Below are 24,018 nucleotides of genomic sequence, written 5' to 3'. Positions count from 1 at the left end.
CCACGGCCAGGCGACTCCTCCGTGGAGCCGCCCGGCGAGGGGCCAGCCTAGGCGCGGTCGAGGAACGCCCGCCAGCTTCCGAGGTCGGTGATGTCCCGCCCGGGGTCCGCACCGTCAGCCGTGCAGACGAAGCCCAGGACCTGGTCGCCGTCGGACAGTTCCAGCGGACCGAGCGCAAGCGGCGGCGCGATGGTCGCCGCGAACCCGGCGAGCTCGGCCGAGGGCAGGTTCCAGATCTCGACCTCGACTCCGCGCCCGGAGGTCGGCTCGAGCGTCCGCGTCAGACCTGGCCGGGGAAGCGACCCCTCCAACAAGAACATCCGGTAGTCGCCCGCGGTCCGGGCCCCCCGCGCCAGCGTGGCGCCACGGCGTACGAGCTGGTCATTGAGGGGCTGACCACTGAGGTGCGCACCCGCGACCGCGAGCTGGACAACTGCCGCCGGCTCAGGCAAAGCCCTGGACGGTTCTCCACACCAGACGGCCGCCAGTTCGATGACCGCTTCGTCGTGACCGGCGGGCGCGATCAGCTGTACTCCGAACGGCAGGCCGTCGTCGCGAGCCGGTCCCGGGAAGGCGACGGCACAGAGATCCAGCAGGTTGACCATGTTGGTGAAGCGGCCGAGCCTGCTGTTCACGCCGATCGGATCGGCGGCCACCTCCGTCAGCGTCGGATGCGTCTCCGTCACTGGAAGCAACAACGCATCCACCTCGGTCCACAGCGGCTCCGACGCACGGGCCAGCGCAGCCAACCGGTCGAAGCCCGCGAACGCGTCCGAGGCAGTCAGGGCCGCGCCTTTCCGCACGATCGCGCGCACGGTTGGATCAACTTCCCCGACGTCGTCGAGCTTGTCGCCGAAAGCCAGCCACCGCTCAGCGAGCCAGGGCCCCGAGTACAACAAGTCAGCCGCTTCGAGCAGCGGACCGATGTCCACCGGCACCACGGTGCCCAACTTCTGGGCCTGCTCGACGGCCTGCTGCCATGGCTTCTCATACAGCGGATCGAGATCCAGCGGCCGATCCGGCACACCGATCACCACAGCTCCGGACCCTGACCTGGCCCGCGGCAAGGACGAAAGACGCCGGGAGTAGGGATCGTCCGGGTCGAACGCGACCATCACGTCGAACGCCTGACGCGCCACGCTGACCGAGCGAGCCATCACCGTGACGCAGTCGAGTGACCGGCAGGCCGGCACCACGCCGCTCGTCGACACCAGCCCACGGCTCGGCTTGATGCCGACCAGCCCGTTGAACGCGGCAGGCACCCGACCGCTCCCGGCGGTGTCCGTGCCCAGCGCGAAATCGACCTCACCCGTCGCGACCGCCACCGCGCTGCCCGAACTCGAACCGCCCGAGATGTGCTCGTCGGAGAACACCGAATGACAGGCACCGTACGGCGAGCGGGTGCCGACCAGGCCGGTCGCGTACTGGTCGAGGTTCGTCTTGCCCGAAGCAACCGCGCCTGCCTCGATCAACCGGTCGACGACGAAGGCGTTCTTCTCGGCGGGGCGGTCGTTCCGCGGGTCTCCGGCCGTGGTCGGCACCCCGGCGAGATCGATGTTGTCCTTGAGAGCCATGGTCAGTCCGTGCAGTGGTCCCGGCTTGGCCTCGACGGCATCCACCCGGGTGATCCAGACCGTCACGCGCCCCACCTCGCCCGCTCGGCGTCGAAAGCGGCCCGTCTCCTCGCTCGCAGGGCTGCTATGTCCACTGGTGCCTCCTGTTCGATGCGCTGCACATCGGAGATCGAGAATGTCGTTGGTCTGACGGACAGATCCGCTCGCCCCGCTTTGATGTCCGCCCGTTGGCGAGCGAGTTCCATCGCGCTGACCGGGGTGAATCTGAGCAGGTCGAACTGCCTCAGCAGCCAGGGCTGCTCGTCGTGGTCGGACAGCCGCCAGACCGGGACGGTGCGCCCGACGAGTTGGTAGCCGCCCGGCCCCTCCATCCCGTACACACACAGGTACACCCCGCCGATGCCGACGGCGTTCTGTGGGGTCCAAGTACGGGCCGGGTTGTACTTCGTGGTCACCAACCGATGCCGCGGGTCGACGGGCACGGCCACCGGAGCACCGAGGTAGACGTCACCGAGCCCGACGACCAGGTACGTCGCGGCCGTCATGATCTCGAAGACCTCCTCCCGCCGGTCCAGATCGTTGACCCGGCGGATGAACTCCACGTTGTCCGGGCACCACGGGGCGTCCGGCCGTACCGAGGTCGCGTACCGCCGCATCGCCTCATGCGCTTCCGGATGGTCGAACGCGATCGGCAAGGTCACCTCCCGGGCGGGCAGCACCACGGTGGCCGGATCGGCGAGCCCGTCGACCATCCCGACGAGGTGCTTCGCGAGCTCGTCCAGCCCCAGCCTGGCGGAGTCGACCGCGACCAGCAACGACCGCACGCCCTCGACGATCTCGGCCACCCCGTCGAGCCGGTCGAGCCGCAAGGCCTGCGCCAGCAGGTGGATCCAGACCCGCACGGTGAGGTCGAGCTCCGCGGGCCCGGCCTCCACCAGGACGTGACGGTCACCCGCGCACCTGATCGTGTACGCCGGTGCGGTGCCCCCGGCAGCCGCCTCCTGGAGGACCTCGGGACGATCCGGGCCGCTGACCACGAAGGCGGCCGGTGCTGGTTCCTGCCTCAGATCATCCAGCCACGATCGACGGGCCCGGATCGCCTCGGCCGCCAGAGCGGGTGTCACCGGCAACAGCTGGACGGAGTCACCCGGACGCAACTGACCCAAGATCCAGCGATCCGCCTCGATCACCACCGCCGGTACGACGAAGCCACCCAGCGACGGCCCGTCCTTACCGACGATGACCGGCGTATCGCCCGAGAGCATGATCCCGCCGACCGGATAAGCGGAGTCGTGCACGTTGGACGGATGCAAGCCGGCCTCACCGCCATCAGTCCGCGCCCAGCCCGGTACCGGACCAGTCAGCCGTACGCCGGTGCGGTCGGACCGGTGATCCACCACCCAGGCGGTCGCGAAGAACAACTCGACGCCGTCGGCCGTGAGGTGGTCGGGTGCACCGTGCGGGCCGGGAATGACGCGGAGTTGCCAGCTGTCCGACAACGCGGGAAGTTCGACCGGCGTGGGAGCGAGCAGATTCTCCCGTCGACCCAGTGGAAGGAGATCTCCCGTCTCGAGCGGTCGGCCGCCCAGGCCACCGAATCCGCCCAGGATGAAGGTCGAACGGCTGCCCAGCACTCGGGGAACGTCCAGGCCGCCCTCGATCGCGACATAGCCGCGCATACCGGGTCCGTCGAGTGCGCCCACCTCGAGCACAGCGCCGGCCGGCAAGCGCACCACAGTTCCAGGTCGCAGTGGTCGGCCATCGATCGTCGCCCGGGTCGCCGCGCCACCGACGCAGACCAACCGGTCGTCATCGCTGGTCAGCACCGGGCCGATCAGCACGCACTCCAACCCCGCAGCGCTGTCGGGATTCCCGACGGCTGCGTTGACGAGCGCGAAACCGAGCTCGTCGGCGGCACCCGAGGGCGGTACTCCGACGTCCCACAGGCCGGGTCGGCCGGTGAGGTCCTGAACGGTGGTCTGCGCGCCTGCCCTGATGACGGTGATCGCCGCCATCAGCTCCACCAGCCCAGCAGGCCGACAGGAGTGGGGTTCCAGCCGTTGCAGGGGTTGTTCAGCTGTGGGCAGTTGCTGATCAGCACCAGCAGGTCACGGCTGGCCGTGAGCTCGACATATCTGCCCGGCGCGGACAGGCCGTCGTCGAACCTCAGGTTCCCCCGGGAGTCGACGGGGACGTTCATGAAGAAGTTCACGTTGTGCCCCAGTTGCCGCTGCCCGATGCCGGCCTTCGCGCCGTACAACAGGAAGGTCTGGCGGCAGGCGTGCTGGTGCCGGGTGAACTCGCCGTACCGGATCACGTTGCTCTCCTGCGAACACGCGCCGCCGATCGTGTCGTGACGGCCGCAGGTGTCGTCGGTGATCACGGCCAGCTCGTCGAGCCTGTTCGACACCAGGCGCGAACCGGTGGTCAGGTAGACCGCCTGCTGCTCGCGGATCGTGTCGAACGCCGAATAGCGGTTGTCGATGTCGTGGGCGTCGTAGAAGAGCGTGTCCACCGCCTGGTTGCCGTGCAGGTCGACGATCCGCAACCTGCCGCCCGACGGAACCGGGATCAGGGCACCGTCGCCCGGCTCGACGATCCTGTCCAAGGCAGTCAAGCCAGTGTCCAGCGCCGCTTCGGTGGCGCTCATCCGGCCAACCTGCCCGCCTGCTCCAGCGCACGAACCGCCTCGTCACGCAGCTTCAGCTCAGCAACCGTGTCGTGCACAGCCGCAGACGAGATCTCGACTCGTACGCCGCCCGGTGCGTAGGTCTGCTCCGACAGCGGATGCGGTGCGGTGGAGACGAACACCAGCAGGTCCTGCTCGCTCCGCAGCGAGACCTGGTCGCCTGCTGCCGAGTGATCCGGTACGAAGGTCAGCGTCGCCCGCGAGTCGTCGCTGATGCCGACCTTCGAGAAGAAGTTGACGCAGCCGTGCAGGTCGGCCTCGCCGAACCCATGCTTGGTGAGTTCGCTGACCAGCCCCAACCGGGCGGAGCGTCGCCAGCTGTTGCCGTCCTTGGCATAGCTCGACGGGCCGAAGCGCTCCTCCAGTTGCCGGTCGTGGCCGAATCCGGCGAGGCAGTCGTGCCAGTCCAGGCTCGACCGGACGACGGTGGCGAGTGCGGTGCCGCGGTCCGACATGAGCACCATCGCCGGCGCGATACAGGCGGACAGCTGTGATTTGAGGGTGTCGGGGACGTTGAGCCGGTCGAGCCGGTCCGCTCCGATGATCAGCATCGACGCGTTGGCTCCCGCGGCGAGGGTGGTCAGCGTCATCAGGCGACCAGCCCGGATCGGGGCCGACCAGGCGGCACCGCCGGGAATCTCGTGCTGGTAGCTCATGCGCTGGCGCCCTCGACCTCGGGGGCAGCGGGCGCAAGGCCGATCGACGCGTGGTACCGGCTGCGCTGGGTCCGATAGGCCACCGCTCCGCCGATCGCGACGACCGCGAGCGTGATCAACGGAAGATAGTGCAGGTACCAGCCGTCGCCCGCAGGGTCGTAGACGTCGGCTCGTGGCCAGCCCAGGTTGATGGCCATCGCGAGTCCGTAGACCACCGCGACCGCGTTGATGTACAGCCCGGCGCGGCCGAGTGAGAAGAGCTTCCGGCCGTCTTCGTCCGTCCCGGCCGCCACCGGATCGCCTTTGACGCGCTGGATCAGGAGCGGCGTGGTGACCATCAGATACGCGATGTACAGCAACATGATGCAGACGCTCGCCAGCCCGAGGAACAATCCTGCGTTGCCCACGTTGACCACCAAGCAGAGCGCGGCGAGCACGCCTGGTACGACGGTCGCCGTCACCGGAGTTCCGGTCCGGGCGGATACTCGACGCAGCTGCGCCGAGAACGGCAGCACCTCGTCGCGCGCCATCGAGAAGACCATTCGCGCGGCCGCGGTCTGGATCGCCAGGGTGCAGACGCAGACGGCAAGAGCGACATCGAGCAGGAGCAGCTTGCCGGTCGTCGTACCGAGCCGGCTGGTCAGCACGTAGGGCAGCCCCTGGGTCCCGAGGTTCCCGTCGGTGAGCGACGGAGCCGCCATCAGCGCTGCGATGATCAGGAACCCGCCACCGATGCCTGAGGCAACGACTGCGCGGATGATCGTCCGTGGCGTGGTCGCGCGTGGCTTGTGCGTCTCCTCCGACAGTTCGCCCGCGCTGTCGAAGCCGACCAGGACATAGGCGGCCATCAACGCCGAGATCAGCAGCGGCACGACATACCCGGTGCTGCTGTCGAGATTCGTGGTGTGCAGCACGACGGAGGGACCGCGTTCGGCGTGGCTGAAGAGCAGGACGACGATGAGGACGACACCCACGAGTTCGCAGGTGACGCCGACCGAGTTCACGATCGCGGTGACGCGGACGCTGGTCGCGTTGAGCGCGGTGGTCGCCACAAGCAGCAGACAGCCCAGCAGTACTGCGTTCGCAGCGCCGTCACGCGACGCAAGGGATGAATCGGTGCCGACAAGCTGAAAGCCGCTCCAGACCGCGGGAAGCACAACCTGCAAGGCGATCGCGGCAGTGGCGAGGGTGATGGTCTGGGCGATCACCATCGTCCAGCCTGCGAACCACCCGACCACAGTGCCGCCCAGTCTGCGGGCCCACTGATAGATCGCGCCCGAGATCGGATACCGCGCGGCGAGTTCGGCGAAGCAGAGCGCGACTGTGAGTTGACCGACCAGCACGGCAGGCCAGGTCCAGAAGAACGCCGTTCCACCGAAGCTGAACCCCAGCCCGAAGAGCTGGAAGACAGTGGTCAGGATCGAGACGAACGAGAATCCCGCGGCGAACGAGGCATAGCTGCCGACGCGACGGGACAGCTGCTGGGCGTAGCCGAATCCGCTGAGATCGTCGGCACTGGCACCGTCGGTTCCGACCTGGTCAAGGGTTGCTGACATTCCGGCCTCCGAATCGTCGGCCCGGAACGCACACGGCAGCCCGGGGCCATCAAGGCCTCCCGGGCTTTTGTCCCGCCGTGGAACGGCACCGGATCACCGGCGCCGTCTCCCCTCTCGGACCAGGCCTGCCTCACCGGCAACGGAACCCTAGGGGCGCCCCGCTCTGTTGGCGGGTCCAGTTCAGTTCAGGGTCAGCCTGTTTCAGCGACAGGCGATCCTCGTAACAGCCGAGTTAAATCACCGAGCGTCCTTCGCCGGAATCATTTCGCCAGCAGGTCGACCGCGCGCCGCAGTCTGGTGATGCCTTCGTGGATCCGGTCCGGCTTGGTGGATGCGAAACACAGCCGCAGCGCATCGGTGAACCGTCCACTCGGCGAGAACGCGGGCCCCGGGATGAACGCGACCCCTTCGGCCAGCGCCACCTCGAACAGAGCCGCCGTGTCGACCCCGTTCTCCAGCGTCACCCAGAGGAAGAACCCGCCCTCGGGATCGGTCCACCTCGCGATGTCCCCGAAGGACCGCGTCAGCGCCTCGTGCATCGCGACCTTGCGGCGCTTGTACTCCGTGCGCTGCGTGGCGAGGTGGTTGTCCAGGTGCCCGCCGGTCAGGAATCGGGTCAGCAGTCGCTGGGCCGGCAGGTTCGTGCAGGTGTCCATCGCCTGCTTCGCGTTGATCAGCAACGGCTGGAGTTCCGGGTCGGTGTCCACCCACCCCACCCGCAGCCCGGGCGCGACGATCTTCGAGAAGGTGCGCACGGCGAACACCAACGGATCACCGGCGCCGAGTTCACGCACTGTCGGCAGCTGCGCGCCCTCGAACCGGAGCAACCCGTACGGGTCGTCGTCGATCACCATCGAGCCCCATGAGCGCGCGAGCTCCAGCAGCCGGTGCCTCCTCGCCAGCGAAAGCGTCGCACCGGATGGGTTCTGGAAGGTGGGGATCGTGTAGATCGCCTTCGGGAGCCGGCCGGTCGCCTCGACGAGGCGTTCCAGCTCGTCCACGTCCAGGCCGTCCACGTCGACCGGGACCTCGAGCAGCTCGGCACCGTAGGACAGGGCCGTCGCACTGCCGTTCGTGTACGTCGGCGACTCCACCACGACCAGATCGCCGGGATCCACGAAGATCTTGCAGAACAGGTCGAGCCCCTGCATGCCGCCCGCGGTGATCGTCAACCGATCGGCCGTGGTCTCGTCGCTCGTGCCGCGCAGACTCTCCAGCAGCGCCGCGTGCAGTGGGGGATCGCCCTCGGTCGCGGCGTAGTCGTAGGCGTCCGGGCGGCTGAGCTCCACCGCCGCGATCCCCGCGAGGATCTCGGCCGGCACTGCTTCCGCCGCGGGACTACCCATGGCGAACCTGACGATGTCGTGCGTCTGCCGGTGGAGCAGCGCAGTACTCGAGTCGATCACCGAGCCGACCAGCCCGGCCGCGCGTCCGGCGTACGGGAGAGTTCTGACCGTCATGCGGGTTACCTCCTGATCGTCAGTTCCTGGGGCAGGTCGGTGAGGCGTTCTACCCCGGTCGGGGTGACCAGCACGGGCTCCGACAACTCGTAGCCCCAGCCGTCCATCCACATCCCGAGGATCACGTGGAAGGCCATCCCGGCCGCCAGCAGGGTGTGCTCCCCGGCACGCAGGCTGACCGTTCGTTCACCCCAGTCGGGTGGATAGCCGATGCCGATCGAGTACCCGATCCGCGATTCCTTGACCAGGCCGTGGGCGGCGATGACGTCGTTGAACGCCGCGTGCACCGTGTGGCCGGTGACACCCGGCCGGATCGCCGTCAGCGTTACTTGCATGCCCTCGGCAACTACTTTGGCGACCTCGGCGAGTCGTCGAGGTGGATCGCCGAGCATCATTGTGCGGGCCAGCGGCGCGTGATAGCGGCCGAACACCCCGGCCAGCTCGATCGTGGTCGCCTCGCCGACGCGGAAGGGGCGATCCGTCCAGGTCAGGTGCGGCGTACCGGCCGCGTCGCCGGTCGGCAGCATCGGCACGATCGCGGGGTAGTCGCCACCGTGCTCAGGCGTCCCGATCGCCTGCGCGGCGAGGATCTCGGCCACCAGGTCGCACTGACGCCGGCCCGGTTCGAGTTGGTCGAGGGCGATCCGCATCGCCGTCGCGGCGATCGACCCGGCGACCCGGAGCTGAGCGAGCTCGTGCGGGGACTTGACCAGCCGGACCCAGTTGACCAGCTCGCGGGTGTCGACCAGCCGGTTCTGGGGGAGACCGGCCGCGAGGGCCAGGTAGGCGCGGGCCGAGAAGAAGTGGGAGTCACCCTCGATGCCGACCTCCGCGCCGGTCGGGACCAGGTCGCGAGCCGTCGAAGCGATCCAGTCGAACGGGTGTACGTCGGGCCGGTGGACGAGATTCTCCGGGTAACCGTGCACCTGCTCGGCCCGCAGGTTGCAGGAGAACGCCGCGCCGGCCGCGTCCATCGCCCGCGCGAACAGGTGCGGCTCGCCCTCGGCCGGTATGACGAGGCACTGCGGCGTGTAGAACGACCACGCGTCGTACCCGGTCAGGTAGAAGAGGTTCGCAGGGTCGGTGACGACCAGCGCACCGAGGTCCCGCTCGCTCATCGCCTGCCGGACCCGCCGCACCCTGCCGGCGTACTCGTCCGGCTCGACGGCCTGCGCGAGGACATCGCTCACCAGGTCACCTCGTCTCCAGCAGACGCTGTCCCGGGCCGACGGCGTTCCGGCCGGCGATGGTCAGGGCGGCCCACATCGTCACCTGGTTGGCGGTCAGCACCGGTTTGCCGAGATCCGCCTCCAGCTTCGCGATCAGGTCGTAGGTCGGCAGGTTCGTGCAGCTGACGAACACCGCCTGGGCGTCGGGCGTATCGGTGTCGCGGACGAGATCCGAGGTGGTCTTGTAAGGCACCGTCCAGATCTCCGAGCTCAGCCCGAGCCCGGCAGAGGCGACCACCTCGACCCCGGCCTCGGCGAGATAGCCGTCGAGCCCCTCGTTCAGATCCTCCGTGTACGGCGTGACGGCCGCGATCCGGGTGATGCGGAGCTGCCGGAGCGCGATCAGCAACGCCCCGCTGGTGGTCACCGCCGCGGGCGCTCCGGCATCCTCCATCGCCGCCACCAGCGCGGCTTCCCCCACGAGCCCCCCGATGAAGCTCCCCGACGTACAGGCGTAGGCGGTCACCAGCGGCGAGACGGCCAGTACGTCGATGGCGCCACGTGCGACCAAGGCAGGCTCCGAGATGTGGATGGCCAGCTCCACGGTCGCCGCCAGCGGCACGTACGGCATCCGGGTCAGGTAGAGGCTCACGTCATCGGGTACCCAGCGCCACAGTTCCCGATCGAGCGCGAAGTCGTATGGGGCGACGACGCCGATCCCGGTCTGCAGCAGGGGAGGTTGTGCCATCCCGTCAGTCTGCGGGTGAGACTGGATTGTTGACAATCCTACGGCGTGGTTCCTAGCCTCGATGCGTGCCCCAGCCTGTGGACCGACCCGTCATCGCAGTGCTGTGCGAGCGCGCGACCGACCGGCCGCCCGGGCTCGAAGGCCTCGAGGTGGAGTTCCGGTACTGCGCTGCCGACGGCCTGGCCGAGGCGGTTCGCGGGGCGCGGGCGCTGTTGCTCTGGGACTTCTTCGCCACGGCGGTGCCCGACGTCTGGGAGCACGCCGGGACAGTCGAGTGGATCCACGTGACCGCGGCTGGAGTCGACACGCTCCTCTTCGACGGGCTGCGGGACTCGGACGTGGTGGTGACGAATGCCCACGGGGTGTTCGACCGGCCGATGGCGGAATACGTGCTCGGCGCGGTGATCGCGCATGCCAAGGACAGCCGGAACAGCCTCGAGGCGCAGCGCCGGCACGAGTGGCAGCACCGCGAGACCCGCAGCATCCAGGGGGCCACCGCGCTGGTCGTCGGCACGGGTGCGATCGGGCGGGCTACGGCGCGGCTCCTGACAGCGGCCGGTCTGTCGGTGCGCGGCGTCGGCCGGGTCGCCAAGCAGTCGGATCCCGATTTCGGTGAAGTGATCGCGAGTTCGGACCTCGCGCACGAGGTGGGATGGTGTGATCATCTGGTCCTCGCCGCGCCGCTGACGGAGGCGACCCGGGGCCTGGTGAACGCCGAGGTGCTCGCCGCGATGAAGCCCGACGCCCACCTGGTGAATGTTGCCCGAGGCCCCCTTGTTGAGGAGGGTGCGCTGCTGGCGGCCTTGCGGGACAGGCGGATCGGCGGCGCGACCCTCGACGTCTTCGACACCGAGCCGCTGGCTGCCGACCATCCTTTGTGGGATGCGCCGGGTGTCACAATCACAGCGCACATGTCGGGTGATGTGGTCGGCTGGCGGGACACGCTGGCCGCGCAGTTCGCGGACAATGTGCGACGGTGGCTGGCGGGGCTCCCGCTGCTGAACGTGGTGGACAAGAAGCTCGGCTACATCCCCGGAGGCCCGCCTTGATGATGCAAGGTGTCGAACTCGTCGAGGCCTACCGGACCGGCGAGCTGTCCCCGGTCGAGGCCACCCAAGCCTCACTCGAGGCGATCGAGGAGTTCGACGACCAGGTGAACGCCTTCGTGCTGGTGGATGCCGAAGGAGCACTCGCCGCCGCGAAGGAGTCGGAGGCCCGGTGGCACTCAGGGGAGCCACTGGGCCCCACCGACGGGGTACCGATCTCGGTCAAGGACGCGCTGTGGACACGGGGCTGGCCGACGCTGCGCGGCAGCACCCTGATCGACGAGTCGCAACCGTGGGACGAGGACGCTCCGTGCGTCGCGCGGTTGCGGGAGAGCGGGGCGGTGATCCTCGGCAAGACGACCACCCCGGAGTACTCGTGGAAGGGCGTCACCGACTCCTTCCGGTACGGCGTGACGGGGAACCCTTGGGATCCGTCGAAGACCTCGGGTGGCTCGAGTGGCGGTTCGGCGACTGCGGTCGGCCTCGGCATGGGGGCGTGGTCGATCGGCACCGACGGAGGTGGCTCGGTGCGGATCCCGGCAGCCTTCACCGGGACCGTGGCGTTGAAACCGACCTATGGGCTGATCCCGCTGTTTCCGCCGAGCGCGTTCGGCACGCTTTCGCACGTGGGCCCGATGACGCGAACCGTGCGGGACAACGCGGCGATGCTCGACGTGGTCACCGGGTTCGACGCGCGCGACTGGTCCGCCCTGCCGACGCCTGGCCGGTCCTTCCTGGACGGGCTGGACGACGGAGTCGCCGGGCTGCGCGTCGCCTACTCGCGAAACCTCGGGTTCGGGAAGAACGACCCGGAGGTCGAGGCCGCCGTCGATGCCGCGGTCGGGGTGCTGGCAGCGGCGGGCGCTGTCGTGACCGAGGTCGATCCCGGCTTCGCGGATCCGGTCGAGGTGTTCAACGTGCTGTGGTTCTCCGGCGCCGCCAAGGTGCTGCAGGCTTATGGCGACGCGGTGGACGATCGTGTCGATCCCGGCCTGCGGCGATCGGCTGCCGCGGGCGCGCAGTACACCGCGTCGGACTTCCTCGACGCCACCGCCGCCCGGATGGAGCTGGGACTGCTGATGGGACGCTTCCACCTGGACTACGACGTGCTGGTGACTCCCACTTTGCCGCTGGCGGCATTCCCCGTCGGGCAAGACGTGCCGGACGGTTCGGCGTCACCCGAGTGGACCAGCTGGACGCCGTACACGTATGCCTTCAACCTGACCCAGCAGCCGGCCTTGAGCGTGCCGTGCGGGTTCACCTCGGCCAGGCTTCCCGTCGGTCTGCAGGTGGTCGGTCCACGGCACGCCGACGCACTCGTGCTCCGGGTCGGCCAGGCGTACCAGGCCGCCACGGACTGGCATCTGCGGACTCCGACCTTGGCAGCTCGATGAGCAGGGAGATTCGATGAGCAGGTTCGTCACGGTGACTCTGGACAAGCGCGGCGTGAGCTGTGTCGCCCGGCTGCTCGACGAGGAGGCCCCCCGGACCTGTGCGGCTGTCTGGGACGCGCTGCCGTTGTCCGCGCCGGTCTACCACGGGAAGTACGCGCGCAACGAGATCTACACCCTGCTGCCGGCCTTCATACCCGTTGCCCCAGGCAAGGAGAACACCACCATCACCCCGATCCCGGGTGACCTGTGCTATTTCGCCTTTGATTCCGACGATCTGGGCAACCCCGCCTACGGGTATGAGAACACCACGGGCACCGGCACCACCGGCGCGATCGTCGACCTCGCCCTGTTCTACGGGCGCAACAACCTGCTGATCAACGGGGACCAGGGCTGGGTCCCCGGCAACGTCTTCGGCGCCATCACGGAGAACTTCGAGGCCATGGCCGCCGCCTGCCAGGACGTCTGGATGGGCGGCGCCCGCGACGAGACCCTCACCTTCACCCGCCGCTCCTAGCCCACAGGCAGGCCACAGCGTCAGCTGCCACCCACGGGTGACAGAAAAATGACACTGCCGTCATCTTGCCCCGCCGGAGGCAGGCTCCGGTCACTCTTGCGATCGACAGCCGTGATGTCGGGAGGACGCGCGGCTGTAGATGAGTGGGGGAGGGGTCGTGACTTTTCATCGGACAACCGCGCCTCGGTGGCTGCGCGCGCTGGTCGGTCTCAGCTTGATCGCCGCGGTCGTGTCGGCCGGGCAACTGGCCGGACCCGCCGCACCCGCGGCGGCGGCCGGCCCGGGCAGCCTGACGCTGCACGTGGCCAGCGCGAGGTCGGTCAATTCGGGACCCGGATTCGTGCACGAGAACGATCCGGTGCCGCACTACAAATGGCTGATCAACGTCGACGACACAGGGAACCCCGGCACCCGGGCGAACCAGTTGACCGACCAGTGCCTGCCGAGCACCGCAGCAGGCGGCTCGAGCGATCCGAACTACGCGGACACCTGCCCGTGGCCGTCGACCCGGAGCACCTCGGGCTTCGCGCCGATCGTTGCGCAGGGCACCGAGGCGGATCTCAGCGACACCACGGTGCTGGGCAACCTGCCGCCGGGCAAGTACCTCATCTCGGTGACCGCCGACGGGTTCAAGATCGACGGGCAGCATTTCACCGTCACCTCGGGCGAGACCACCCATACCGAAGTACGGATGAATCCGACCCCGTTGCCGCTGACAACCTTGCGCATCCAGGTCTTCAACGACAGCGTGCCCGTCGACGGCACCTATGAGGTCGACGCCGAGCAGGGACTGGCCGGCTTCAGTGCCAACCTGACCGACGTGCTCGGCCTGGTCAGCACCGACTACTACGGCAACCCGCTGTGCACCGTCTACAAGCACGCGAACGCGAACGGCACCGGGGCGATGCTGTTCGACGGCAACAACAAGGCGATCGTCGACACGGCCAAGTCGACCGGCAAGTGCACGAGTGACTCGACCGGTCAGATCGTCATCCCGAACATGGGCCCGAACCGCTACGCCGCGACGGTCACGCCGCCGCCACCGGTGCCGGGTCAGACCTACCAGTGGGTGCAGACCACCACCCTCGAGGGTGGGCACGACCACGACATCTGGCAGCAGGAGGGTGAGACCGGCTACGACACCGAGCAGGTGCGCGGCCGCGAGCTGGTCCCGGCAGTGCAGTTCGGCTTCGTCCGCACCCGGGCTCTCCCCACGCCGGCCGGCACGCCGCCGACAGGCGAGATCAAGGGCGTAGTCATCGCCGGGCTGCCCTACATCGGCGGCCAGAACGGACAGGTCGTTCCCGAGACCGGGTTCGCGGGCGCCAAGTCCGACGGTCCGATCAAGAACCCCTGGATCGCGCTCTCGGACCTCGGCGCCGGAGACGCCGCGGTGTACGTCGGTCGCGGCGCGGCCGACGGCAGCTTCGACATCAAGAACGTGCCGGACGGTACCTACCAGCTGACGCTGTGGGACGACGACCAGGACTACATCCTGTGGAGCTTCAACGTCGAGGTGCGCAACGGTGACGTGACCGACGTCGGCAACAAGATGCTGGTCGGCTGGTTCACCCACATCCACGGCACCGTGTTCGTCGACTCGAACGGCAACGGCAAGCGGGACACCGGTGAGCGCGCCGTTCCGAGCTTCGGCCTGACGGTTCGCGAACGCGACAACTCGCTGATGGACCAGGCGACCAACACGACCACGACCGATGTCAACGGCAACTACGAGATCAAGGAGACCTACCCGCTGGGCAAGTTCCTGATCCTGGAGGGGTTCAACACCCGGTACAAGACGACGGGTATCACCTACAAGGGTGCGAACGAGACCAAGGCGACCACCCAGCTCGGCAGTCTGGTTGACATCAACTTCCTGCCGATCATCGGCCTGCGGGGTCAGATCGACTGGGGTGTGCAGCCCTACGACCCGGGCACCAACGGCGGCATCGTGGGCACCGTGACCTACGACACCACCCGCAACGAGCTCGACCCGGCGAAGGCCGCCACCGAGCCGTACCAGCCGGGCATCCCCGACGTACCGGTGCGGTTGTACGTGCCGAAGGCCTGCACCGACACCACTCCGGCCGACCTGTGCCGGCAGGGCTACGAGACCGAGCCCAAGCAGCTCCCGGACGCGAACGGTGTGCTGCAGGACAACCCGCAGTACGGGGCGTTCGTGAAGGGTCCTGAGGTTCAGGATGCCTACACCTCGGAGAAGTGGAAGGCGCCGCGGGGTTGTACGGCCCGCCAGTACAACGGTCAGCCGCTGACCGATCAGCAGGCCCTGCCCGCATTCGGGCCGGTCGCGAACACGTTGTGTGTCGAGGCGCCGATGATGGGTGTGGCTGTCGGCGCGAGCGACAGCCAGGGTGGTAGCCAAGAGGTGAACGGCAACTACGGCTTCACCACCTCGAAGATCAACCTCTACCCGGCGACGGACGCCGTCCACAACCCCGGCGGTCTCGCGCTCTACGCACCGCTGCCGGACGGCCAGGAGCAGGATCTGCCTGCTCGCGACTACATCGTCTCGGTCGACATACCGAACGACCCAGTCGACGGCAAGCCGATGTACCAGGTGACGAAGGAAGAAGACGTCAACGTCTTCGACGGCGACACCTACCTGCCGCAGGAGAACTACCCGCCGGCCACGCCGGCCGACGCGAGCAACCCGGCCGGACCGCCGGACGCGACACCGACGCCGCCCGACCAGCCGCCATCGCAGCAGGCGGGCATCATCTCGCCCTGTGCCGGACCGCTGCACAAGGTCGACGTGAAGAACGAGGCGTTCAACGCCGGTGGCGGCAGCCCCTTCCAGGGCTACGAGATGCCGCTGTGCAACGACAAGCTGGTGGACCTTCGCGCGAACCAGGCGACGGCGCCGAACTTCAACCTGTTCACCGACGTGCCGATCCCGACGCACTTCTGGGGCCTGACGCTGAACGACCTCGGGCTGACGCTCGACAAGCGCAGCGTGAACTACGGCGAGGCGCAGGGCCTGCCCTTCGTCCCGGTCGGTCTGTACGACTGGTCCGGCCGCCTGGTCGACACCGTGCACACCGACTTCAACGGTCTGTACGAGGCGCTGGAGCCGTCCACGGGCACCTACAACTGCCCGCTGCCGGCCGGTCCCTGCCCGAACATGTACCGGTTCGTCGGTAACGATCCAGGTCAGCCAGGGGCGCTGAATTCGGACTACAACTCCAGGTTCCGGACGATCGCGACCAACTTCCAGGCGTGGCCCGGGCTCTACACCGTGACCGACGAGGCGCCCACCCAGGTCGCCGCGACGGTGCTCGGGCCGGACACGACCACGGCCAACCCGACGATCTGCGATCTGGGTGCGACCGTGCCCCAGTTGCTCGCCGTCAGTCGGCCTTACATCAGGCGAGGGGACGGCGACCGCTCGATCACCGTGACCGGGTTCGGCTTCGGAGCCGCCGGCGACCCCGATCGGCTGAGACTCGACGGTACGGCGATGGCAGTCACCAGCTGGACCGACAAGAGCATCACCTTCACCGTGCCGAACACGTTCGCCCTCGGCTCGGCGGTGCTCTCGATCACCGGCCACAACGGCAAGAGCAGCGTGAACGGCATCACCGTCCAGGTGCTCGCAGCAGCCAACACGCTGACCGCCGGCATGACCGCGAACAACCCGCTGATCACGGAGGTCGGACCTACCAAGACCTACAAGACCGTGCAAGCCGGGCTCGAGGCGGCCACGCCGACGCGACTCAGGCCATACCGACTGGTGGTCGTCTGGCCTAACGCCCCGAGCAGTACCAACCCGCACGGCGACTACAACGAGAACGTCATCGTGCACCACCAGGTCCGTATCCAGGGCGTAGGTCCAGGCGGATTCGACTCCGCGAACACCTGGGTGCCAGGCTCGATCCTCGACGGATCCGGCTTCAATCTGGACAACCCGAACGGCACCGACTGGGTCAACCTGCTGAGCAGCCTGAGGTACTCGGGCAACCCGGCGGTCCCGGACTCGGCCGTGGTCACCGTGCTGGACGACCCAGCCCGGGCCGGATTCGTTCCGAACAGCTGGCCGGTCAGTCTGGACGGACTCAGCATCACCGGTGGCGCCCAAGCTGACCTGCCGGGCAACGTGAACGCACTGACCGGCGCCGTCACCACCCCGTACGGCGCAGCAGGGGCGCTCATCACCCAGGGCGGCGGGGTCTACGCCCACTCGAACGTCAGAAACCTGCAGGTGACCGACAACGTCATCCACGGCAACGGCGGCTCGTACGGTGGCGGCATCCGGATCGGTACGCCGTACGTCGGCAACAACCAGAACTACGGCGCGGTGATCGCCCGGAACCAGATCCGCGACAACGGCGGCACGAACCTGGCCGGCGGGATCGGGCTGTTCACCGGCAGCGACGGCTACCAGGTCGACGACAACGCCATCTGCGGCAACCACTCCGCGGAGTACGGCGGCGCCGTCTCGGCCTTCGGCTACATGGCCAACCCGGGCGGTAGCACAGGCGGCAGCATCACCGACAACCGCATCTGGTTCAACGCCTCGTACGACGAGGGTGGCGGCATCATGATCGCCGGCGAGCTGCCGGCCGTCCCGACGGCGCTGTCGCCGGGATCGGGTCCGGTCACCATCGACGGCAACACGATCCAGGCCAACCTCGCCAACGACGACGGCGGCGGGATCCGGCTGCTGCAGACGAGCGGGTCGCACATCTCCCGGTCCGATCCGCAGACCATCGTGATCACGAACAACACCATCGCCGACAACGTGTCCGCCCACGAGGGTGGCGGTCTGGCCCTGGACGACGCGGCGTTCGTGAACATCGTGAACAACACGGTGACGAAGAACCTGACCACCGCCTCCGCGGTGACCAGCAACGGCGAGCCGGCTCCGGCCGGGTTGTCCACCGCGGCCAACAGCGATCCGCTGCAGGCCAGGCTCCGCAACACCACCGTGTTCCCGGGGTCGCAGACACTGGCCGCCACCGTGTTCAGCAAGCCGACGCTGCTCAACGACGTGTTCTGGGACAACCGGGCCGGCTACTTCAGCGGCGGCTATGTGTACGGCATCGGCGGCAAGTTGCCGGACGGCACCGACAACTCCGTGAACACGTGGGACATGGGCACCACCGACGTCCCCGGGGCGCTGCTGACCCCGACCTACTCGGTGTTGCAGGACGAGACCGGCGTCGCGCCGGACGCGTCCAACTCCACGGTCGACCCCGGCTTCGTCTCGCCGTACGAGGTCTCGGTCAACATCCTGGCGGTCCGGTCCTACCCGGCCTTCCGCGAGGCGGTGATCGTGGCGCAACTCCTGCCACCGGACCTGATGGGCGACTTCCATCTAGCCACGGCGACACCGGCCTCGTCCGCTCGCGGACGAGGGGCGGCCAGCACGAGGGTCGGCTGGGGCAGCACCCCCACCACCGGCTTCTTCTACACCGTGGCGGCCCCCAGCCCGGACATCGACGGCCAGCCCCGGCCGACCGTTACCGGCATCTTCCAACGAAGGTATGACGCCGGGTCGGATCAGATGACGCCGTGAGCCGTGTGGCCTGCCCGCCCCTCCTACGGGCAGGCCACACCATCAGCCCACTCAGACCAGCTACACAACGGGAGATCCCGATGACTGACAGCTCTGCGCCGCGTGGATTGTCGCGGCGTTCATTCCTCAGCGGCGCGGGCGCCGTCGGCGGAGCCGTTCTCGGCGGCCGGCTGCTCACCGCGAGCAGCGCGGCCGCACCCGGCCACGCGACGGCCGCCGCGGCAGCCCATCCGATGAAGCAGGTGCACCTGGCCGGCACGGACGGCTGGGTGGCGATGCCCGACGCTCCACCCGACCCGCCCTTCTTCCCCGACACACTCGCCCCGAGTCCCTTCAACACCTACGTCTTCGGCTTCCGCGACGTCACCGGGATGACCTCGAACCTGGTGGCGGCCCAACGCGGCAAGGCCCAGATCAGCGCACCGATGATGTCCTTCGACGAGGAGGACGACGTCTACCTGACGCTGACCAACCTCGGCCTGTCCGTGCGGCCCGACCTGTTCGACGGCCACACCTTGCACTGGCACGGGTTCGTCAACGCGATCCCGTTGTTCGACGGGGTGCCGGAGCTCTCGCTGGCGGTGCCGATCGGGCGCGACCTGACCTACTTCTACCGGCCGCACGACGCCGGCACGTACATGTACCACTGCCACTTCGAGGACGTCGAGCACGTGCAGATGGGGATGACGGGCATGGTGTTCGTCCGGCCGGCGCAGAACCGGAACCCACTGCACCCGGGGGAGCGGTACGCCTACAACGACGGCGACGGCTCGACTGCCTACGACCGCGAGTTCGCCTTCATGCTCACCGAACTGTGGTCCGCCGCGCACTACCGCGACGCGCACATCCAGGTGAACGACTGGACCGACTACGACCCGAGCTTCTGGCTGCTGAACGGCCGGGGCTATCCCGACACGACAGCGCCCAACGGCGATCCGCTCAGCACCGCGGCCGGCCGGTTGCAATACCAGCCGATCTCGTCGCTGATCCGCTGCAACGCCGGTGATCGGGTGCTGCTGCGGATGTCGAACCTCGGCTACCAGAACCACGCGATGACGGTCGACAACATCGATCTGACCGTCGTCGCCAAGGACGCGAGCCTGCTCAAGGGCCGGGACGGCACCACGAACTACCTCACCACCAACATGGTCGAGGTCGGTCCCGGCGAGAGCCGCGACGCGATCTTCGTGGCACCCGACCCGGGCGAATACCTGCTCTACGACCGCAAATACTCCTACTTGCACAACGGCGGCGGGGCCGGCTACGGCGGCATGATGACCAAGATCATCGTCGGGCCGCCCGGTACCTATCCCGCGCAGACCGCGGCGAACGCGTGACGGGGGCGATGATCCGATGAAACGACTCTCGGTCCAGCGACTGCTGGCCCTGACGGCGGCGGCCGTGCTGGTGATCACTCCTTCGGTGATCTGGACGCAGACGTCCGCCGCGGCGATGTCGGAGGGCCTGCTCTGCGACACCGATGCGAACCAGACCTTCTCGCTGACGGCGACCGACGGCTATGTCTCGACGCCGGACGGCAACTCGATCTACATGTGGAGCTACGCCAACAGCAAGCGCGGTTTCCAGTTCCCCGGCACGACGCTCTGCGTGGAGTCCGGCCGGCAGGTCACCGTGGTCCTGCACAACAAGTTGCCAGAAGCAACCTCCATCGTGTTCCCGGGGCAGAAGGCGGTGAAGGCGAACGGCAACCCGGCCCAGCCCCAGTTCGACTCCGGAGGTTCCTTGACCTCCCTGGTCCAAAGTGCCGCGGCGACGGACGGCTCCGTCACCTACACCTTCACAGCCGGCAGCCCGGGGACCTACCTCTACGAGACCGGCACCGACGTCGACAAGCAACAGCAGATGGGCCTGTACGGCGCGCTGGTGGTCCGGCCCGCGGGTCACGCCAACCAGGTGAACGACCGCGGCGACTCGGCCTTCGCGAACGGCAAGGAGTACGTCTACCTGCTGTCCGAGATCGACCCCGACGTGCACCTTGCGGTCGAGCGGAACCAGCCGGTGAACCTGAACTCCTCGGTGGCGCGCTACTTCATGATCAACGGCCGGAGCATGCCGGACACGCTCGCGCCGAACAACGCACCCTGGCTGCCGACCCAGCCGTACGGCGCCCTGGTCCACATCAAGCCGTACGACGCGGCCACCAACCCGTTGCCGGCCACGATCCGCTATCTGAACGCCGGCAGCGTGAACTACCCGTTCCACCCGCACGGCAGTGACGAACGGGTGATCAACCGGGACGGCCATGCCCTGGCGGGTCCGGAAGGCCAGGACCTGTCCTACCAGAAGTACGACCTCGATGTGGGGCCCGGACAGACACTCGACGTGCTGATGGACTGGCGTGACGTCGAGGGCTGGAACGCGACCACCAACCCGATCCCGACCCAGATCCCGGCCATCACCGATCAGTTGCTGGTGGGCTCGGACACCTGGTTCTCCGAGAGCGGCTACCTCGGCACGAAGAACGCGGTGCCGTCGAACATGACGCAGAACAACGAGTGTGGCGAGTACTACCACATCGCGCACAGCCACGCGCTGGAACAAGCGACCAACTACGGGGCAGCCTTCGGCGGCATGATGACGGTCTTCCGCATCGACCCGCCCGCCGGCTGCGTTAGCCAGTGAGGACTCCGACGATGACGAACAGACTTCGTGTCGCCGCCGCGGTCGTGGCGGCCGCGGCTCTCGGGGTGACCTCCCTGCACGCCTCGGCAACGCCCGCCTCGGTGGTGGGGCAGCAGGCCCCATCCCGTGCATCAGTTGCCGTAGGCAAACTCACGCCGACCGGCTGCACCTTCGGCGCCGGCACGGCCGCCTGCGACCTCTACGCCCTGTCCGGGACGACAACCATCCTGGGTACGTCGGTGCCGATCTGGGGATTCTCCCCGACCGGTGTGGCGGGCTCAGCCACCGCGCCCGGTCCCGTTCTGGTGGTCCACCAGGGCGACCAGGTCAGCGTGACTCTGCACAACGAGTTGGCTGGGCAGACCGTCTCGCTGGCATTCCCGGGGCAGACGCTGCCAACCGGCAGCACCGAGGACTCCACCGGGATCGACTCGGGCACGCGGACCTACAGCTTCACCGCGAGCCGTCCAGGCACGTTCCTCTACGAGGCCGGACACACCTCCGGCGGAGCACGCCAGGTCGCGATGGGCCTGGCCGGCGCGTTCGTCGTGCTGCCTTCGGACGGTACGGCGTACGGGACTCAGCCGGCGGGGTACCCCGCGACCGGGTACGACGATGACGCGGTCCTGGTGCTGAGCGAGCTCGACCCGGCGTTCAACGCGAGCCCGGGGACGTTCGACCTGCGCAAGTTCGCGCCGAAGTACCGGCTGATCAACGGCAAGCCCTACCCGGCCAGCGATCCGATCGCGACCGACCAGGGGCACAAGGTGCTCGTGCGCTACGTCAACGTGGGGTCGATGACCCACCCGATGACGGTGCTCGGCGGTGAGCAGGTCGAGATCGCCCAAGGTGGGCATCCGGCCAGGTACGCCACCACGGTGGCCGCGGAGAGCATCGATCCAGGCCAGACGCTGGACAGTCTGGTCACCATGCCGTCCGGTCCGGAGTCCAAGCTGGCGGTCTACGAGACGGCCAGGCATCTGGACAACAACGGGCAGCACACGGCCGATCCGACCCAGCTGGCCTTCGGTGGCATGCTGACGTTCCTCGACACCAATGCCCCGCCGCCGAGCACCGACGGGGTCGGGCCTGTGTCCACTCACATCGGGTTGAGCCCGAACCCGTCGACCGGCCTGTCGCCGGTGACGGTGACCGCGGATCTGAGTGACGCGACCACCGGTGGCTCTGCCGTCAGCCAGGCGGAGTTCGTCATCGACGACGCGGCGACGACGGGGGTCGGCTTCGGTACGGCGATGACGTTGCCCGGCAGCGGTGTCACCATCGCCGGTGCGACCGGCACCATCACCACGGCCGTGCTGGATGGACTCGACGCCGGGCGGCACACGGTGTTCGTCCGCGCGCTGGACGCAGTCGGCAACTGGGGCGTCGTCGGCTCGGCGATCCTCAACCTGCCGAAGACGGGCCCGCAGACGACCAACGGGTCGATCGCGGATGTGCCGGCCAACGGGACGGCTACCGTCAACGTGTCGGCCACCGGCGACGACACCGAGGCCGGTGGCGTCATCACCGAGGCCGAGTACTTCCTCGACACGGTCGGGACGAGCGGTACCGGTACGCCGATGACGCTGAACCGCAGCGCCTCAGTCGTCTCGGAGGACGCGGACCTGTCGACTGCCGTTCTGGGCGCACTGGCCGAAGGTGTGCACCACGTCTTCGTGCACAGCAAGGACTCGCTGGGGCTGTGGGGTCCGCCGCTCGACATCGAACTGCCGATCGACGTGACCGGGCCGGCGGTCGACGCGGCCAGCGTCGGGCCGAACCCGACGAACGCGGTACTGGCGGACAAGAGCCATCCGGGCAACCTGCTGATCTCGACACAGATCACCGACAAGGACGCCGGTGGTGCGTTGCAGAGCAAGCTCACCGATGCGGAGGCGTTCCTGGACCCGAAGGTGCCCAACCCTGTCGGCGGCACCGGGCTGCAGATGCTCCCGGTCGACGGCAAGCTGGACTCCACCGGTGAGGCGTTCTACGGGCTGATCCCGCTCACGCAGGTGAAGGCCCTTGCCGATGGCACTCACCACGTCTACGTCCGTGGTCAGGACGCGGCCGGAAACTGGGGTCCGCTGTTCGCGGTGAACCTGGTGGTCGACAAGACAGTGCCGGTTCTCGGGGCGCTGACGGCTTCGCCGAGCCCGACCAACGGCGCCGATACGCTCACCCTGACCGCACCGGTCACCGATGCCTCGCTGATCGCGAAGGCGGAGTACTGGCTGGGCGCAACGGATCCGGGCGTGGGCAAGGGGATCTCGCTGCCGGTCAGCGTGGTCGCGGGCAAGGTCCAGGTGACCGTGCCGCTCGCTTCGGTCCCGCAGGGCAACCAGGTGTTCAACCTGCGGGTGCAGGACCTGGCCGGCAACTGGAGCAAGTCCGTCAACACGACGGTCTCGGTGCAACGCCCCAACCGGATCTTCTCCGACGACTTCGAGTCGGGTGGCTTCGGCTTCTGGGGAGGCACCACCGGTGGCGTCCTCAACACACCGTCGGCAGCTCAGCCGGGGCCGATCGAGCCGGGAAGCCTGCGCGGTCTGCAGGTCACCATGCCGGGGGTCGGGTACCTGACTGACAACACGCCTGCCGCGGAGGCGTCGTACCACGCGAGGTTCGTCTTCAACCGGAACGACCTGGTCTCCGGGACCAACGCGTTGAGTCTGCTGCAGGGCAGGACCGCCGGTGGTCAGGCCTTCGCGCTGGACTACCGGTTGACCGGCACCACCCCGCAGGTGCGGATGCTGATGGGTCGCAACACCGGGGCGGCCCTGGTCGGTCCCTGGGTCACGTTGTCCGCAGGAACCCACACCCTGCAGGTCGACTGGACCTCAGGGGGCTCGGGATCGCTGCGGTTGCTGGTGGACGGGACGAGTAAGTCCCAGCAGAACGCCAACAACAGCAACCTCCGGATCGAGACGGCCTGGCTGGGGGTGTCGGCCGGGACGAGTCCGAGCTCCTCCGGGCACGCGTCCTTCGACAGCTTCGCCTCGACGAGATTCACGATGCCGTAGCGGTAAGACA

Annotated in this window: 15 protein-coding genes and 1 riboswitch; of the genes, 7 read left to right on the top strand and 8 right to left on the bottom strand. The window is 68.3% G+C overall.

Features of this window, described 5'->3' with window-relative positions; translation table 11 throughout:
- Positions 1-47 precede the first annotated feature (47 nt).
- From atzF to ABD210_RS26945, 8 genes are all read right to left on the bottom strand, one after another.
- Complete coding sequence (gene atzF, locus ABD210_RS26980) at positions 48-1,640, bottom strand: allophanate hydrolase (protein WP_344115037.1); 1,593 nt, start codon at positions 1,638-1,640, stop codon at positions 48-50.
- Complete coding sequence (locus ABD210_RS26975) at positions 1,637-3,589, bottom strand: 5-oxoprolinase/urea amidolyase family protein (protein WP_344115035.1); 1,953 nt, start codon at positions 3,587-3,589, stop codon at positions 1,637-1,639. Before ABD210_RS26975 ends, atzF begins: the two co-directional genes overlap by 4 nt.
- A complete protein-coding gene (locus ABD210_RS26970) occupies positions 3,589-4,224 on the bottom strand; it encodes an urea amidolyase associated protein UAAP2 (protein WP_344115033.1) in 636 nt (211 codons plus the stop codon). The genes ABD210_RS26975 and ABD210_RS26970 overlap by 1 nt, the downstream gene beginning before the upstream one ends.
- Positions 4,221-4,919: a DUF1989 domain-containing protein gene (locus tag ABD210_RS26965; protein ID WP_344115031.1), complete on the bottom strand. Its 699-nt coding sequence runs from the start codon at positions 4,917-4,919 to the stop codon at positions 4,221-4,223. Before ABD210_RS26965 ends, ABD210_RS26970 begins: the two co-directional genes overlap by 4 nt.
- On the bottom strand, positions 4,916-6,475 hold the full coding sequence (locus tag ABD210_RS26960; protein WP_344115029.1) for an amino acid permease: 1,560 nt from the start codon (positions 6,473-6,475) through the stop codon (positions 4,916-4,918). The genes ABD210_RS26965 and ABD210_RS26960 overlap by 4 nt, the downstream gene beginning before the upstream one ends.
- A 54-nt stretch (positions 6,476-6,529) precedes the next feature.
- A riboswitch (guanidine-I (ykkC/yxkD leader) is annotated at positions 6,530-6,637 on the bottom strand.
- A gap of 98 nt (positions 6,638-6,735) precedes the next feature.
- Positions 6,736-7,935, bottom strand: coding sequence for an aminotransferase-like domain-containing protein (locus tag ABD210_RS26955; protein ID WP_344115027.1), 1,200 nt, complete (start codon positions 7,933-7,935; stop codon positions 6,736-6,738).
- A 5-nt stretch (positions 7,936-7,940) separates the two neighbouring features.
- Positions 7,941-9,125 (bottom strand): M24 family metallopeptidase, encoded by a 1,185-nt coding sequence (locus ABD210_RS26950; protein ID WP_344115025.1) that lies wholly within the window; start codon positions 9,123-9,125, stop codon positions 7,941-7,943.
- 4 nt (positions 9,126-9,129) lie between these two features.
- A complete protein-coding gene (locus tag ABD210_RS26945) occupies positions 9,130-9,852 on the bottom strand; it encodes a maleate cis-trans isomerase family protein (RefSeq protein WP_344115023.1) in 723 nt (240 codons plus the stop codon).
- Positions 9,853-9,917: 65 nt separating this feature from the next.
- Here ABD210_RS26945 and ABD210_RS26940 point away from each other — a divergent pair, with 65 nt between their 5' ends.
- The 7 genes from ABD210_RS26940 (at position 9,918) to ABD210_RS26910 (ending at position 24,008) form a co-directional block, all read left to right on the top strand.
- Entirely contained in the window at positions 9,918-10,901 is a 984-nt protein-coding gene (locus ABD210_RS26940) for a D-2-hydroxyacid dehydrogenase (RefSeq protein WP_344115022.1), read from the top strand.
- On the top strand, positions 10,901-12,292 hold the full coding sequence (locus ABD210_RS26935) for an amidase (RefSeq protein WP_344115021.1): 1,392 nt from the start codon (positions 10,901-10,903) through the stop codon (positions 12,290-12,292). The genes ABD210_RS26940 and ABD210_RS26935 overlap by 1 nt, the downstream gene beginning before the upstream one ends.
- A 13-nt stretch (positions 12,293-12,305) precedes the next feature.
- On the top strand, positions 12,306-12,806 hold the full coding sequence (locus ABD210_RS26930; protein WP_344115019.1) for a DUF3830 family protein: 501 nt from the start codon (positions 12,306-12,308) through the stop codon (positions 12,804-12,806).
- A gap of 157 nt (positions 12,807-12,963) precedes the next feature.
- A complete protein-coding gene (locus ABD210_RS26925; RefSeq protein ID WP_344115017.1) occupies positions 12,964-18,342 on the top strand; it encodes a hypothetical protein in 5,379 nt (1,792 codons plus the stop codon).
- A gap of 80 nt (positions 18,343-18,422) precedes the next feature.
- Positions 18,423-19,679: a multicopper oxidase domain-containing protein gene (locus ABD210_RS26920; RefSeq protein WP_344115016.1), complete on the top strand. Its 1,257-nt coding sequence runs from the start codon at positions 18,423-18,425 to the stop codon at positions 19,677-19,679.
- A 16-nt stretch (positions 19,680-19,695) separates the two neighbouring features.
- Positions 19,696-20,985 (top strand): multicopper oxidase domain-containing protein, encoded by a 1,290-nt coding sequence (locus ABD210_RS26915; protein ID WP_344115015.1) that lies wholly within the window; start codon positions 19,696-19,698, stop codon positions 20,983-20,985.
- A gap of 11 nt (positions 20,986-20,996) precedes the next feature.
- Positions 20,997-24,008: a multicopper oxidase domain-containing protein gene (locus ABD210_RS26910; protein WP_344115014.1), complete on the top strand. Its 3,012-nt coding sequence runs from the start codon at positions 20,997-20,999 to the stop codon at positions 24,006-24,008.
- Positions 24,009-24,018 lie beyond the last annotated feature (10 nt).

The sequence above is a fragment of the Kribbella alba genome, assembly GCF_039529635.1.
Classification (GTDB): Bacteria; Actinomycetota; Actinomycetes; order Propionibacteriales; family Kribbellaceae; genus Kribbella; species Kribbella alba.
This window is presented reverse-complemented; position numbering and strand designations above follow the sequence as displayed.

Excerpts from the sequence above, each read along its gene's own strand:
- ABD210_RS26920 (WP_344115016.1), top strand. The coding sequence starts at position 18,423 with ATGACTGACAGCTCTGCGCCGCGTGGATTGTCGCGGCGTTCATTCCTC.
- ABD210_RS26935 (WP_344115021.1), top strand. The coding sequence starts at position 10,901 with ATGATGCAAGGTGTCGAACTCGTCGAGGCCTACCGGACCGGCGAGCTG.
- ABD210_RS26930 (WP_344115019.1), top strand. The coding sequence starts at position 12,306 with ATGAGCAGGTTCGTCACGGTGACTCTGGACAAGCGCGGCGTGAGCTGT.
- ABD210_RS26960 (WP_344115029.1), bottom strand. The coding sequence starts at position 6,475 with ATGTCAGCAACCCTTGACCAGGTCGGAACCGACGGTGCCAGTGCCGAC.
- ABD210_RS26945 (WP_344115023.1), bottom strand. The coding sequence starts at position 9,852 with ATGGCACAACCTCCCCTGCTGCAGACCGGGATCGGCGTCGTCGCCCCA.
- ABD210_RS26975 (WP_344115035.1), bottom strand. The coding sequence starts at position 3,589 with ATGGCGGCGATCACCGTCATCAGGGCAGGCGCGCAGACCACCGTTCAG.
- ABD210_RS26955 (WP_344115027.1), bottom strand. The coding sequence starts at position 7,935 with ATGACGGTCAGAACTCTCCCGTACGCCGGACGCGCGGCCGGGCTGGTC.
- ABD210_RS26970 (WP_344115033.1), bottom strand. The coding sequence starts at position 4,224 with ATGAGCGCCACCGAAGCGGCGCTGGACACTGGCTTGACTGCCTTGGAC.
- ABD210_RS26915 (WP_344115015.1), top strand. The coding sequence starts at position 19,696 with ATGAAACGACTCTCGGTCCAGCGACTGCTGGCCCTGACGGCGGCGGCC.
- ABD210_RS26910 (WP_344115014.1), top strand. The coding sequence starts at position 20,997 with ATGACGAACAGACTTCGTGTCGCCGCCGCGGTCGTGGCGGCCGCGGCT.
- ABD210_RS26965 (WP_344115031.1), bottom strand. The coding sequence starts at position 4,919 with ATGAGCTACCAGCACGAGATTCCCGGCGGTGCCGCCTGGTCGGCCCCG.